The 13,367-nt window shown below is 73.3% G+C and carries 11 protein-coding genes; 8 read left to right on the forward strand and 3 right to left on the reverse strand.

The window, feature by feature from the left end; translation table 11 throughout:
• Positions 1 to 202 precede the first annotated feature (202 nt).
• The gene (locus ACIRQY_RS28350; RefSeq protein WP_403930536.1) at positions 203 to 2,854 is read left to right on the forward strand and encodes an alpha/beta fold hydrolase; all 2,652 of its coding nucleotides are present in this window, start codon (positions 203 to 205) and stop codon (positions 2,852 to 2,854) included.
• Positions 2,851 to 3,726 carry an ABC transporter permease gene (locus tag ACIRQY_RS28355; protein ID WP_351782360.1) on the forward strand — a complete coding sequence of 292 codons (876 nt, stop codon included), beginning with the start codon at positions 2,851 to 2,853 and terminating at the stop codon, positions 3,724 to 3,726. Before ACIRQY_RS28350 ends, ACIRQY_RS28355 begins: the two co-directional genes overlap by 4 nt.
• A gap of 272 nt (positions 3,727 to 3,998) precedes the next feature.
• On the opposite strand, the gene ACIRQY_RS28360 is transcribed toward ACIRQY_RS28355, so the two are convergent.
• On the reverse strand, positions 3,999 to 4,718 hold the full coding sequence (locus tag ACIRQY_RS28360) for a DNA-binding response regulator (protein WP_403930538.1): 720 nt from the start codon (positions 4,716 to 4,718) through the stop codon (positions 3,999 to 4,001).
• A 481-nt stretch (positions 4,719 to 5,199) separates the two neighbouring features.
• Here ACIRQY_RS28360 and ACIRQY_RS28365 point away from each other — a divergent pair, with 481 nt between their 5' ends.
• The 3 genes from ACIRQY_RS28365 (at position 5,200) to ACIRQY_RS28375 (ending at position 9,063) form a co-directional block, all read left to right on the forward strand.
• Positions 5,200 to 5,667 carry a DUF1772 domain-containing protein gene (locus ACIRQY_RS28365; RefSeq protein ID WP_403930540.1) on the forward strand — a complete coding sequence of 156 codons (468 nt, stop codon included), beginning with the start codon at positions 5,200 to 5,202 and terminating at the stop codon, positions 5,665 to 5,667.
• 315 nt (positions 5,668 to 5,982) lie between these two features.
• Positions 5,983 to 6,867, forward strand: a complete 885-nt coding sequence (locus ACIRQY_RS28370) for a BTAD domain-containing putative transcriptional regulator (protein WP_403930541.1) — start codon at positions 5,983 to 5,985, stop codon at positions 6,865 to 6,867.
• 153 nt (positions 6,868 to 7,020) lie between these two features.
• Positions 7,021 to 9,063, forward strand: a complete 2,043-nt coding sequence (locus tag ACIRQY_RS28375) for a helix-turn-helix domain-containing protein (protein WP_351782349.1) — start codon at positions 7,021 to 7,023, stop codon at positions 9,061 to 9,063.
• Between the two features lie 151 nt (positions 9,064 to 9,214).
• Here ACIRQY_RS28375 and ACIRQY_RS28380 read toward each other — a convergent pair whose 3' ends face one another.
• Positions 9,215 to 10,465, reverse strand: coding sequence for an IS701 family transposase (locus tag ACIRQY_RS28380; protein WP_403930543.1), 1,251 nt, complete (start codon positions 10,463 to 10,465; stop codon positions 9,215 to 9,217).
• A gap of 395 nt (positions 10,466 to 10,860) precedes the next feature.
• Here ACIRQY_RS28380 and crcB (ACIRQY_RS28385) point away from each other — a divergent pair, with 395 nt between their 5' ends.
• From crcB (ACIRQY_RS28385) to crcB (ACIRQY_RS28395), 3 genes are read left to right on the forward strand one after another with little or no spacing between them, the layout of a single operon-like run.
• Positions 10,861 to 11,283, forward strand: a complete 423-nt coding sequence (crcB, locus tag ACIRQY_RS28385; protein ID WP_403930545.1) for a fluoride efflux transporter CrcB — start codon at positions 10,861 to 10,863, stop codon at positions 11,281 to 11,283.
• Positions 11,280 to 11,657: a DUF190 domain-containing protein gene (locus ACIRQY_RS28390; RefSeq protein WP_403930547.1), complete on the forward strand. Its 378-nt coding sequence runs from the start codon at positions 11,280 to 11,282 to the stop codon at positions 11,655 to 11,657. Before crcB (ACIRQY_RS28385) ends, ACIRQY_RS28390 begins: the two co-directional genes overlap by 4 nt.
• Positions 11,654 to 12,007, forward strand: coding sequence for a fluoride efflux transporter CrcB (gene crcB, locus ACIRQY_RS28395; protein WP_351782338.1), 354 nt, complete (start codon positions 11,654 to 11,656; stop codon positions 12,005 to 12,007). Before ACIRQY_RS28390 ends, crcB (ACIRQY_RS28395) begins: the two co-directional genes overlap by 4 nt.
• Before the next feature lie 21 nt (positions 12,008 to 12,028).
• Here the strand turns inward: crcB (ACIRQY_RS28395) and pucL are convergent, their stop codons facing one another.
• The gene (pucL, locus tag ACIRQY_RS28400) at positions 12,029 to 12,946 is read right to left on the reverse strand and encodes a factor-independent urate hydroxylase (RefSeq protein ID WP_351782335.1); all 918 of its coding nucleotides are present in this window, start codon (positions 12,944 to 12,946) and stop codon (positions 12,029 to 12,031) included.
• Between the last annotated feature and the right edge of the window lie 421 nt (positions 12,947 to 13,367).

The raw sequence follows: 13,367 nt of genomic DNA on the forward strand, positions 1-13,367 counted from the left end.
GCGCGAACGACCGCGCCCCGGGGGCCCGGAGCCGTATCCGAACCAGGGCGTGTTTCGAAAAGTCCCGCCCCGCCCGCCGGATCCGACCGCTCCGCATACCGCGCCCGTGGTACGCCCCCGGGGCGCGTACGACTCCAGGAGGGGAGACGGCTCCGCCCCCGGGCAGCTCCGGCGCACCGGCGGCCCGCTTAGGCTCGATGCCATGCGACTCCGAATTCCCCGGTGGGCCGCGGTCACCGCCGTCCTCGCCGTTCTCGCGGGCGGCGGCACCTGGACCGCCGTCGCCTCGGACGATCCGCCCCCCGTGCACCGCGCGGACCGGACGCTCGACCTCGACGGCGTCCGGCTCGACACCTCCTACTTCACCGGCGACGGCGCCGGGCGCCGCCCCGCCGTCCTCCTCGGCCACGGCTTCGGCGGCTCCAAGGACGACGTGCGCGCCCAGGCCGAAGGGCTGGCCCGCGACGGCTACGCCGTCCTCACCTGGTCCGCCCGCGGTTTCGGCGCCTCCACCGGCGAGATCGGACTCAACGACCCCGAGCACGAGGTCAAGGACGTCCGGAAGCTGATCGACTGGCTCGCCGACCGCCCCGAGGTCCTCCTCGACAAGCCCGGCGATCCGCGCGTCGGCGTCACCGGCGCCTCCTACGGCGGTGCGATCTCCCTGCTCGCCGCAGGACACGATCCGCGCGTCGACGCCGTCGCCCCCCAGATCACCTACTGGAACCTCGCCGACGCGCTGTTCCCCGACGGTGTCTTCAAGAAGCTCTGGGCCGGGATCTTCTTCTCCGCCGGAGACCGCCCCGAGGGGCCGGGACAGTCCGGCGCGGCTGCCGCCTGCGGTCGCTTCACCCCCGAACTCTGCGGCCTCTACCAGCGCGTCGCCGTCGCGGGGAAGCCCGACGCCGCCGCCCGCGCCCTCCTCGAAGCCCGGAGCCCCTCCGCCGTCGCCGACCGGATCAAGGTGCCCACGCTCCTTGTCCAGGGCCAGTCGGACTCCCTCTTCACCCTCGCCCAGTCCGACGCCGCCGCCCGCGCCCTCACCGCCAACGGCGCCCCCGTCGCCGTCGACTGGATCTCCGGCGGCCACGACGGCGGCGACCGCGAGACCGACCGCGTCGAACAGCGCATCGGCACCTGGTTCGACCGCTGGCTGAAGCGCGACACCTCCGTCGACACCGGCCCCGCCTTCCGCGTCAGCCGTACCGGAGGCATCGACTCCACCAACGGGCGGGCCACCCTGCGCGCCGCCACCGCCGACCGCTACCCCGGACTCACCGCGGGCCCCACCGCCATCCCCCTCACCGGAGGGCCGCAGAGCTTCACCAACCCCGCGGGCGCCACACCGCCCGCCGTCTCCGCCGTGCCCGGACTCGGCGGCGGCCTCTCCGGACTCTCCTCCCTCGGCGTCGGCCTCTCCCTCGACTTCCCCGGCCAGTACGCGCGCTTCGACAGCGCGCCGCTCACCGGACAGCTCCGGATCACCGGCACCCCGACCGTCCGCGTCAAGGTGACCTCCACCGCCGCCGACGGCTCCGCCGTCCTCTTCGCCAAGGTGTACGACGTCGGGCCCGACGGTCGGCAGCAGGTCCTGCCCTCCCAGCTCGTCGCGCCCGTCCGCGTCGCGGACGCCACCTCCGGCCGGACCGTCACGCTCACCCTGCCCGCGATCGACCACGAGGTGGAGTCCGGGCACCGGCTGCGGCTGGTGGTCGCCGCCACCGACCTCGGCTACGCCTCCCCGCTCGTCCCCGCCGGATACACCGTCGCCGTCGACGGACCGCTCACCGTCCCGACCGCCCCCGGTCTCGACACCCAGGCCGTCGCCCTGCCCTGGTGGGTCTGGGGCCTGCCGCTCCTCGGCCTCGCCGTCGCCGCCGGACTGCTGCTCACCGCCCGCCGCCGCACCGGCGCCGCCGCGCCCGACCCCGGCCTCGCCACCGTGCCCCTGGTGATCACCGGACTCTCCAAGAAGTACAAGGGCGGCGACCGGTACAGCGTCCAGGACCTGTCGTTCCGCGTCGAACAGGGCCAGGTCCTGGGTCTCCTCGGGCCGAACGGCGCGGGCAAGACCACCACGCTGCGGATGCTGATGGGCCTGATCGCTCCCGACGAGGGCGAGATCCGGGTCTTCGGCCAGGCGATCCGCCCCGGCGCCCCGGTCCTCTCCCGGGTCGGCGCCTTCGTGGAGGGCGCCGGATTCCTTCCGCACCTCTCCGGCCGGGAGAACCTGGACCTGTACTGGAAGGCCACCGGCCGCCCCGCCGAGGACGCCCATGTCGACGAGGCCCTGCGCATCGCGAACCTCGGCGGCGCCCTCGAACGCGCGGTCCGCACCTACTCGCAGGGCATGCGCCAGCGACTCGCCCTCGCCCAGGCCATGCTCGGCCTGCCGGACCTGCTGATCCTGGACGAGCCCACCAACGGACTCGACCCGCCGCAGATCCGCGAGATGCGCGAGGTCATGATCCGGTACGCGGCCGACGGCCGTACCGTCATCGTCTCCAGCCATCTCCTCGCCGAGGTCGAGCAGTCCTGCACCCATCTCGTCGTGATGGACCGGGGCCGACTGGTGCAGGCGGGCCCGGTCGCGGAGATCACCGGCTCCGGCGACACCCTCCTGGTGACGCTCGGCGGACCCGTCGACGACGTCCTCGTGGAGAAGATCGGCGCGCTCCCGGGCGTGGCCGGGGCGACCCGTGCCGACGGCGGCATCCTCGTCCGGCTCGACGGGATCGCGCCCACCGTGCTCATCGGCGAACTCGTCTCCCTGGACGTGCCGCTGACCGGCGTCGGACCGCACCGGCGCCTCGAAGACGCGTTCCTGACCCTGATCGGAGGAGGTGCCGCATGAGCGGGCTGCTCGACACCCCCACGGCCCCCGTGGAATCCGCACCCGGCTATCGCGCCGGGCGCACCCTGCCGCTGCGCGTCGAGGCCCTCCGCCAGTGGAAGCGCCGCCGCACCCTGGTCATGGGCGGCATCCTGGTCGCCCTGCCGTTCGTCCTGATGATCGCGTTCGCGGTCGGTGGCGACCGGGAGGGCGGCAGCGGACGCGTCACCCTGATGGACACGGCGACGGCCTCCGGCGCCAACTTCGCGGCGACCTGCCTGTTCGTCTCGGCCGGATTCCTCCTCGTCATTCCCGTGGCCCTGTTCTGCGGGGACACCGTCGCCTCCGAGGCGAGCTGGTCCTCGCTGCGGTATCTCCTCGCCGCGCCCGTGCCCCGGTCCCGGCTGCTCGCCTCCAAGCTGGCCGTCGCCCTCGGCTACAGCGCCGCCGCGATGGTGCTGCTGCCGGTGGTGGCCCTGGCGGCGGGCACGGTCGCCTACGGCTGGGGGCCGCTGGTGCTCCCCACCGGTGGCGCGGTGCCCGCCGGGGACGCCCTGTTCCGGCTCGCGGTCGCCGTCGCGTTCGTCTTCGCGTCCCAGCTCGTCACGGCCGGGCTCGCCTTCTGGCTCTCCACCCGCACCGACGCCCCGCTGGGCGCGGTCGGCGGCGCGGTCGGTCTGACCATCGTGGGCAACGTCCTCGACGCGGTGACCGCTCTCGGCGACTGGCGCGAGTACCTTCCGGCGCACTGGCAGTTCGCCTGGATCGACGCGCTCCAGCCGCAGCTGGAATGGGGCGGCATGGTGAAGGGCACGGCGATCTCCCTCACGTACGCCCTGGTCCTCTTCGCCCTCGCCTTCCGGGGCTTCGCCCGCAAGGACATCGTGTCCTAGCCCGAGGAGGCCGGTCCGGACCGCACCTGGCCGGACCGTCTTCCCCATGCCCGACCGCACCTGCGCCGGGCGCCGGACCTGTCCCGGGCGCCGGACCTGTCCCGGGCCGACCCGATCCGCCCCGGGCCGGACGGGTCCCGGGCCGGACTCGGCCCGACCACCCGTCCCGGACTCGGTCCGACCACTCGGTCCGACCACCCGGCCCGATCACCCGGTCCGGATCCGACCGCCCGGGGTCCGGGTCAGGGGCCGGACCCCGGGCGGTCAGTCACTCACAGCCACCCTCTTCGAGCCGCTTCCGCGCCCGCGCGGAAGCGGCTCGTCGTGCCGAGGGCCGTCATCAGCTCCCCGACCCGGCGGCTGTAGGTCCGTGCCGACATGCCGAGCCTGGTTGCCGCCGTCTCGTCCGTGAGTCCCGACAGGAGGGCGTCGAGCACCGGACGCAACTGCGGGGGCAGATCGCGGGGCGGTGGCGGTGGCGGCGGCACGTACGTCAGCTCCTCCGCCGCCGCCCAGCAGGCGTGATGGGTCCGGACGAGGGCCTGCACGATCACCGGGTCCCGGATCAGCAGCAGCCCGTTGTAGAGCAGTTCGAGATCGAGCGGCACCGCCGCCACGGTCCGGTCGACCACGATCAGCTTGAACGGGATCGCCTCGATCAGCCGGGCCCGGCCGGGGAGCCGGAGTCCGTCCTCGATCCGGGACCGCGCGTGCCGGGGCACGATCCGTCTGACCTCGCCGGCCCGCTCCGCCGCGGCCCGCATGCACGCTCCCGCCAATTCCAGGAACGGCTCGGGGATCGCGCAGCCCGCGGACGCGACCGGGTCGTCGAAGGTCAACAGCTCGTACCGCGTGGAAGCGGCCAGCCCGGCGAGTGCCGCACTGATGCGCCGCGCCCCCCGGACCGGACGCCCCGCGGGCCGCTGTCCCTCGGTCGCGGCCCGGTTCATCGCCGAACGGGCGAGCATCACGGAGCCCGCGCTCTCTGCCACCGCTGACCACCCCCGCCCATCCGATGTCCACTCAATGTACGCATGTGACTGCACACGGTGACAACCCCTGTTGAGAAGGATGGCGAATCCATGCCACCTCACGTCACCCCGGTCGCCGTCGCCGCATCGAGATGCATCCGCAACTCCTCCGACGGCTCCGCGCGGGCATCCCGACCGTCCCGTTCACAAGTGCCGTGCGGGCGGCGGGAGATGGCATGCACCGGCCCGAGCCACGGCGATGCCGCCGCGAGCGGAGGCGGTTCCCGGCCGCCGCCGTGCTCCTCGCCGCCGCACCGGACCCGCTCCGGGCCGCTCCTGCCCCATCCACCTCATCCACGCCATCCACCTCATTCGCCTCGTCTGTCCCATCCGGCTCTCCGGCCCCGCCCCGGACTCGCCCCGCGCCCATCTCCCCTGTCACACGTGTCACTTGTGGTCCCGTAAGGCTCCCGGGTGGGCCGGTGGGCGGTCAGAATGACGCATGGCCTCCCTGCTGCTCGCCCTCGCCGTCGGATGCACCGGGCTGTACGCCGGTTTCATGCTGGTCTTCCAGACCGGGATCATGCCCGCGCTCGCCCGGCTGGAGGACGCCGAGTTCGTCACGGTGATGCGCCGGATCAACGAAGCCGTGCCGAGGGCCGTCTTCATGGCGGTCTTCCTCGGGGTGGCCGTCTTCCCCGTCGCCGCGTTCCTCGTGCCCGCTGATGGGCGGACGGATGCCCAGAAGTGGCTGGTGCTCGCGGGACTGGTGTGCGCGCTGCTCAATCACGCGGTCACCGTCGGCGGCAACGTCCCGCTCAACAACGCGCTGGCCGCCCCGCGGGGCCCCAATGACGACCCGGCGGCCGTGCGCGCCGCCTTCGAACGGCGCTGGAACGGCTTCCACCGGATCCGCACGGCCCTGGTCGTCCTCGCGTTCGGTCTGCTGACGGCCGCCGCGGTCGGGTGAGGAGGGCCTTGTGGCGGAACCGTACCCGGCGGACGGTTTCTGGCCGGAAATCGCAGGTGTGAAACCCGTTGTCAGCTGCGAGGACCCCTGAAAGCGTACCCCTGAGTCCGGAAACAGCCTTCCTTCGTACGTACGATCCCCGCCATTGACGAAATCACTACGGCTCAATAACCGGACAAAGGGGGTGAATCACCACGATATCAGGGGTCGGGATTCCGTACCCTCCGGTTTCTTATTGACATGCCTACGGGGGTCTTTTCTAATCATCGGGAGTCATCCCGCACACAGACACCGCACAGGCACTGAGGGGGCAAGGTGGACGTCCGGATTCTGGGGGGACTTTCGGTGCGCGAGCACGGGGTGTCGATCACCCCGACCGCGGCGGCGCCCCGTCAGCTCCTCGCCCTGCTCACGGCCAGCGCCGACCAGGTCGTCCCCGTGACGGTCCTCACCGAGGAGCTGTGGCCGTCCGGCGCCCCGCGCGGAGCCCGCACCGAACTCCAGGCCCACATAGCCGAGTTGCGCGCCCTCATCGCGGGCGCGCTGCGCGGCGCCACCCCGGCCGAACCCCGGCCCGGCTGGTCGGACCGGCGCACCGCCGACGCGATCCTCGTCTCCCAGCCCGGCGGCTACCGCCTCGACACCGGCGGCGGCACCAACGACGTCTGGCAGTTCGAGCGCGCGGCCGGAGCGGGCTACCGGGCCATGGAGGCGGGCGACCTCCCGCGCGCCGCCCTCCGCCTCGGCGAGGCCCTCGCCCTCTGGCGCGGCGAACCCTACGCGGGCGTCGCCGCCGGACCCCGCCTCCGCCGGGAGATCGAGCGCCTGGAGACCTCCCGGCTCAGCGTCCTCGACCAGTGGACCGAGGCGCAGCTCGGCCTCGGCGGACACGCCGAACTCGTCCCCGAACTCTCCGGCCTCACCGCCCGCTACCGCACCAACGAACCGCTCCACGCGCACTACATGGTCGCCCTGCTGCGCTGCGGACAGCACGACGAGGCCCTCGCCGTCTTCGACCGGCTCCACGCCACGCTCCTCGCCGAGACCGGCATGGAGCCCTCGGCGCGCCTCCGCCGCCTCCGCCGCTCGGTCCTCGCCGTCCGGGACACCGCCGGGCTCCCCGTGTACGTGCCCCGGGTGCCCACCCAGTTCAGCCCCACCCGGGGGCGTCTCGTCCCCGTCGGCTCCTCGGTCGGCTGACCCGGGAACCGGAGCCGCCCGCCGACAGTTACCGGTGGGGAATGAAGTGCGGCAGCTCACCGTTGACCGACTCCCGAAGGCGAATTATTTTCGGCGAGCAGTACGGGTTTCCTCCCAGGTGCCCGATTTCGCTCGATCACGGGAGCAGGGACCATGAGCTTGTACGGCGCGGACGGAGCCGGTGGTGCCCACGCGCTGCTCACGGTCCTCGAACTGCTCGCGGCCCAGGCACCGCCCGCCCGGTTCGACGCCCTCCTCGCCGAGGCCCGCGCCACCGGCCTCGACGACGACACGCTCGACCGGCTCGAACGGGCCGTCGCCCTCGCCGGAGTGGTCCGCGCGGGACAGGGCCGCGACCCCCGCCACGAGGCCGGACTCATCGCCCTCACCGACACCGCCCGCGACCTCACCTCCGCGTACGACCTCGACGGCCTGCTGCGGGTCATCACCCACCGCGCCCGGCTGCTCCTCGGCCTCGACCTCGCGTACGTGACGCTGCGCGGCCCGCACGGCGCCTGCTACGTCCACACCACCGACGGCGCCCGCGCCGACCACCCCACCGGCCGGGAGGGCGCCCCCCGGCTCGCCCCCGGTCTCCGGTTCGCCGAGGGATACGGCGTCGGCGGCTTCGTCCAGCTCCTCGGCGAACCCGTCTGGACCGCCGACCACCTCGCCGACGAACGCTTCGCGCCCACGGCCAGGACCGGCACCGGCATCCACACCCCGGCCTTCGACGAGGCCGCGGAGGCCGCCCTGCGCGCCGAGGGCCTGCACGCCGTCATGGCCGCTCCGCTCCGCAGCGGCGACACCGTGATCGGCGCCCTCTACGGCGCCGACCGGCGCGTCCGCCACCACACGCCGGAAGAGGTCGGGCTCCTCGCCGCCCTCGCCGACCTCGCCGCCCTCGGCGTGGAGAAGGCCGGGCTCCTCGACCGCACCCGCACCGAGGTCTCCGAACTCGAACGGGACAGCGCCCGCGTCCGCACCAGCCTCACCCGGATGCGGCACGTCAGCGAGGCCCACAGCCGCATCATGAACCTCGTCCTCGCGGGCGGCGACCTGTGCAACGTCGCCAAGGCCGCCGCCGACGCCCTCGACGCGACCGTCATGGTCCGCGACCAGGGCGGCCGCTGCCTCGCCACCGCCGGGGACGTCCCCGCACTCGACGAGAAGGCCGTCGCCAAGGCCTCGCTCGACGCGCACGCCCGCCGCCGCCCCGTCCCCGCCGCCGACGACACCTGGGTCGCACCCGTCATCGCGGGCTCCGAAGACCTCGGCGTCCTCGTCGTCCGGACCGCCGGCGGACTCACCGGCGAGGACGAACGCCTCCTCGAACTCGCCGCCCAGTCCATCGCCTTCCTCCTCCTGATGCGCCGCTCCACCGCCGTCGCCGAAGGACCCGTCCGCGACGAACTCCTCGACGACCTCATCGCCGACCCGCCGCACGCCCCCCAGCAGATCGCCCAGCGCGCCCGCCGCCTCGGCGTCGACCTGCGCAAGGCCCACGTCCTCGTGCTCGCCCGGCCGGAGGGCGGCGAGCAGGGCAGGGCCGTGGTCTGGGCGTCCTCGTACGCGTACCGGCTCTCCGGACTGAAGACCGTGCAGGGCGGCTGCATCGTGCTGCTGCTCCCCGGCATCGACGCCTCGGCCGCCGCCAAGGCCGTCGCCGCCGAACTGTCCCCGCTGCTCGGGCACCCCGTCTCCGTCGCCGCCGCCGGACCCGGCTGGAGCCCGGACGGCGTCGGACGGCTCCACCAGGAGGCGGGCCGCTGCCTCGACGCGATGAGCGCGCTCGGCGGCACCGGCTCCGCCGCCTCCGTGCAGGACCTCGGCTTCCTCGGGCTGCTGCTCTCCGACGACAACGACGTCGACGGCTTCGTCGAGGCGGCCATCGGACCCGTCCTCGACTACGACGCCGAACGGTTCACCGACCTCACCCACACCCTGGAGGCCTACTTCGCCTCCGGCGGCAGCCCCACCAACGCGGCCGAGGCCCTGCACGTCCACCCCAACACGGTCTCCCGCCGCCTGGAACGCATCGGCGAACTCCTCGGCCCCGAATGGCAGAAGCCCGGTCAGGTCCTGGAGGTCCAGCTCGCGCTGCGCCTCCAGCGCACCCGCGAGGTCCTCGCCCGGGGCCGCGCCGCCACCGACCCGCACCGACGCCCGCCCGGCCCGCCGGAGCGCAACGCCTGAGCCCCCGGAGGCCGGGGACCCGCCACCGGAAGCCCTGCCCCGCCACCGGAAGCAGCGACCGGCCCCCGGACACGCGGCTTCTCCCCCCGGACACGCGGCTTCTCCGGCGGACCCGAGGCCCGCCGGAGAAGGAAGCACCGCGCCCGGCGGCTCAGCTCGCCGTACGCCCCGAGCGGTAGCCCGAGTCCCAGTCGGCACTGGACAGCGCCGTCGCCGCGTGCGCCGCCGACGCCAGCGTGATGTGCCGGTGCCAGCCCCGGTACGAGCGGCCCACGAAGTCCCGCAGCCCCGCCCCCTCACCGATCTCCACGAAGTCCCGCTCCACCCGGCGCGCCAGCTTCGTCAGCCGCAGCAGGGAACCCACCGGAGACCCGGTCAGATCACTGATCCACACCCGCGACGGAGCCCGCCGGGGGTCGTCCCACTCACCGAGCAGCACCAGCGGACGCATCCGCTCCCCGCCCGGCGTGGGCAGCGCCACCCGGACCGCCGTCGCCAGCGAGGTCCGCGAGGTCCGCGCACCCGCCACCGTGTCCACCCAGCTCACCGGCCTCCGCAGCCCCTTGAGGGACTCCAGGATCTGCACGGCGGACAGCGGACCCGCGCCGAAGCCCGGCAGCGAACGGTCCGCGATCGCCAGCCGCGAACCAGGACCGATCCGCGCCACCACCGGCACCCCCGCCCCCGCGAGCCGCGTCAGGGCCGCCCGCCCCGCACCGCCCCGGATGTCGAGCAGCACCGGCTTGCGGGCCACGTCCTGCCAGCGGGCCGCGTCCAGCGCCGCCGCCACCGCACACTCCTCAAGGGTCTCCTCGCCCGCCTCCTGGGGAACCTCCGCACGGTCGCGCCGCGTGCGGTCGTTCACCCAGGGGTCCGGCAGGAACAGCCGCCAGTTCACCGGAACGCTCAGCTCCTCACCGGCGAACCACACCCCGAACGCCTGCTGGCCGTGGAAGACCTGCCCGCGCTCCGGGTCGAACCGCCGGTCCACACCCACCGAGTGCTCCCCGGCCTTCGGGATCGGCATCGGCCGCACCACCCACGCCTGCGGACAGCTCGTCCGCTCCAGGTGCCGGGCGAGCGCCGCCCGCATGGGCTGCCAGTCCCAGGTGGAACTCGACACGAAGTGGTGCAGGCTCTGCTCGGCGGCCGGCCCCCCTATCTGCGCGGCGATGTTCCGGATCGACTTGCGGCCCTGCGCGGTGAGCAGACCCCGCAGATACTGCTCGGCCTTCAACCGCTGGTCACGGCGCGGGAAGCCGGAGAACAGCGCGGCACACAGCTCGGTGTAGACGTCCTCGCGCGAGCCCCCCGTGCCCGCTGACCTGACGGCGCCCAGGGGCGCGGCCGGTGGAACGAGCCCGGCGGCGGTCCTGCGCTTGGTTGCGACGGATGTACTCACGACACTCCTGCCCTCAGGTTGCGCAGCTCCCTCCCGCTGCTCCACCAAGGTCACCCGGAACCACCCCCGGGGACGAGGTGTACCCGGCACCCGAATCGGCCGCCGGATGGTGGTCCGGCCACCTCCCGCCGTGTCGTCGCAGGTCAGAAGGGTGCCTTCCGGGGGTGGCAGAACACCTTCCGGCCGCCTCCGCACCCCTCGCCCCCGGCCGTGCCCGGAGCCTCCGGAATACCCCACGGGGGGATCTGACAGACTCTCCGGCGCTCCTTTGACCGGTCGCGGGGCGTGGCCGGACCATCGCAGAGCGAGGCTGCACGGGCCGGACCCCGGTTAAATGCCCCAGGCCGGGGGCCGCGCCTGTGCGCCTCGCCTCGACGTCCTCGTACGCTGGGGGCATGGATCTCCGCGGCCGGCTGCCCGTCGTCGGGGTCGTGGCCGCGGGCGGAGCCCTCGGAGCGGTCGCCCGGTACGCCGCCTCGCTGGCCTGGCCCACGGCCACGGACTCCTTCCCCTGGACGACCTTCGCGGTCAACGTCTCCGGCTGCGCCCTCCTCGGCGTACTCATGGTGCTGCTCACCGAGACGACGACCGCCCCCCACCCCCTGCTGAGGCCCTTCCTCGGGACGGGGTTCTGCGGCGGCTACACCACCTTCTCCACCTACGGTCTCGACACCCAGCGGCTGCTGGCCGCCGGGGAGACGGCGCGCGCCGTGCTCTACCTCGGCGGCACCGCCGTCACCGCGCTCGCCGCCGTCTGGGCGGGCGTCACCGCCGCCCGGACAGTGGCGGCGCGCACCGGAGAGAGGGGATCACGATGACCCGGCTCACGGGCAGGGCACTGCGGCTGACGGTCCTCGTCGGCGAGAACGACACCTGGCACCACCGGCCGCTCTCCACCGAGATCGTGCACCGCGCCCACGCGGCCGGTCTCGCGGGCGCCTCCGTCTTCCGGGGCGTCGAGGGCTTCGGCGCCTCCTCCCGCATCCACACCGCCCGCATCCTGTCGCTGAGCGAGGACCTGCCGGTGGCGGTCCTGATCGTCGACACGGAGGAACGGGTCCGCGCCTTCCTCCCCCAGCTGGACGAACTGGTGACGGAGGGCCTGGTCCTCCTCGACGACTGCGAGGTCGTCCGGTACGCGGGCCGCGACGGGGACGGTTCCGGTTCCGGGGGCGGGGAGACACGGGAGTGAACTGGCTGCTCGTCGTCGTGGGCGCCGCCGTCGGCGCGCCGCTGCGCTACCTCACGGACCAGGCGGTCCGCGCCCGGACCGACTCGGTGTTCCCCTGGGGCACGTTCGTGGTCAACGTCGTCGGCTCGTTCGTGCTCGGGCTGCTCGGCGGCGTCGCCTCCGCCCACGCGTACGCCCTGCTCGGCACCGGACTGTGCGGAGCCCTGACGACGTACTCGACGTTCTCGTACGAGACGCTGAAGCTGTACGAGGGCGGGGCGAAGGCGTACGCGGCGCTCAACGTGGCCGGGAGCCTGACCGCCGGACTCCTCGCCGTGTGGCTGGGTGTCGAGGCGGCCGGGCTCCGCTGACGGGCGCCGGGGCCGGTCGGCTCAGCCGGTGATCCAGTCGCTGGTCGCGATCACCGGCTGGACGCCCTCCCGGTGGACGGTCCCCTCGATGAGGCCGTACATCCGGTCGGCCGCGAAGTACACCTCGTTCTCGTTCTCCAGGCCGAACGGCTCCAGGTCCACCAGGAAGTGGTGCTTGTTCGGCAGGTTGAGCCGGACCTCGTTGACCGTGGACACGTTGTCCAGGACCCGGTCGGCCATCGCGTGCAGCGTCTGCTGGAGCGAGTGGCTGTACGTCTCCGCGAACGCCTCCAGCATGTGGCGGCGCACCTTCCCGTACGAGCGGTCCCAGTCGTGCTCCGGGTCCGCGGCGGCGGTGGCGGAGTTCGCCCAGCGGGCGGTGACCTTGGTGGCCAGGATGCGGTCGTACGACTCCTGGAGCGTCGTGTACCTGTCCTTGATGAACCCGTGGAACTCGGAGTTCGTCGAGTTCATCACCGTCAGCTCGCCGAGACCCGAGAGGACCTGGAGCCCGGTGTTCTCCGAGTAGGTGATCTGCGCGGTGCGGACCTCCTGGCCCTTGCGCACGAAGGAGTGCTGCTCCTTGCGGGTCGGTACGGAGATCCGCTCCCAGCCGAACTCCTCGACCCGGATCTGCGCCTCGTGGATGACCGCCTGCGAGTTCACGAAGTGCCGGGCGAGGTGGATGCCGAAGGCCTCGGGGGAGGCCACGCCGTGCTCCTTGGCGAAGGCGTAGACCGTGTTCTTGGTGGTGTCCGTCGGCAGGCAGTTGGCGTTGTCGCCGGTCAGGTGCATCGCGCGGTACTCGCCGCGCAGCGCGACCGACACGTTCAGATCGCGGATCTCGTGCCAGGCGCCGTCGCCGCCCTTGCGGGTGACCGTGACGATGCGGTTCTCGGCCTTGCCGTACTGGTTCTGTGCGAGGACGTGCTTGCTCATGTGCCGCTCAGCTCCTGCGGGTACGTGGATACGGATATCCCGTACGCCCGGCGTCCAGCGCGCCCCGTCGTCCTGAGGGTCCGCTCCCCGCCGTCCGGCCCGTGAACGGCGGGCCGCCCCGGGACTGACGAGCATCCCGGTCCGTAGGTCTCGACCGAAGATAGGTGTGTTCCCGGCCACTGGCAATGGGGGGCGTCGGGGGCGCTCCCTCGTAGGAGACGCGTCAAGACGGGCCCGTACGGCGTTAGGGGCCCGTCAACGGCGGCGGTGGACGGCCCCGGGGACGGTTTCCTCATCCTGTCCGAGGAACCGTTCCTCGTCTTTTCTCACCGGGAGCTCACGATGGCCGATCTGGCCTTCGTCGTCACTGTGGTCGCGGTTTTCGCGCTGGTGGCGTTCATTGCCAAGGGGGTGGCCAAGC

Source organism: Streptomyces sp. NPDC101490, assembly GCF_044767145.1.
Classification (GTDB): domain Bacteria; phylum Actinomycetota; class Actinomycetes; order Streptomycetales; family Streptomycetaceae; genus Streptomyces.

Bases quoted from the DNA above. Each gene is read 5' to 3' on its own strand.
- ACIRQY_RS28365 (WP_403930540.1), top strand. From the start codon at position 5,200: ATGGCCTCCCTGCTGCTCGCCCTCGCCGTCGGATGCACCGGGCTGTAC.
- crcB (WP_403930545.1), top strand. From the start codon at position 10,861: ATGGATCTCCGCGGCCGGCTGCCCGTCGTCGGGGTCGTGGCCGCGGGC.
- ACIRQY_RS28375 (WP_351782349.1), top strand. From the start codon at position 7,021: ATGAGCTTGTACGGCGCGGACGGAGCCGGTGGTGCCCACGCGCTGCTC.
- pucL (WP_351782335.1), bottom strand. From the start codon at position 12,946: ATGAGCAAGCACGTCCTCGCACAGAACCAGTACGGCAAGGCCGAGAAC.
- ACIRQY_RS28390 (WP_403930547.1), top strand. From the start codon at position 11,280: ATGACCCGGCTCACGGGCAGGGCACTGCGGCTGACGGTCCTCGTCGGC.
- ACIRQY_RS28350 (WP_403930536.1), top strand. From the start codon at position 203: ATGCGACTCCGAATTCCCCGGTGGGCCGCGGTCACCGCCGTCCTCGCC.
- ACIRQY_RS28355 (WP_351782360.1), top strand. From the start codon at position 2,851: ATGAGCGGGCTGCTCGACACCCCCACGGCCCCCGTGGAATCCGCACCC.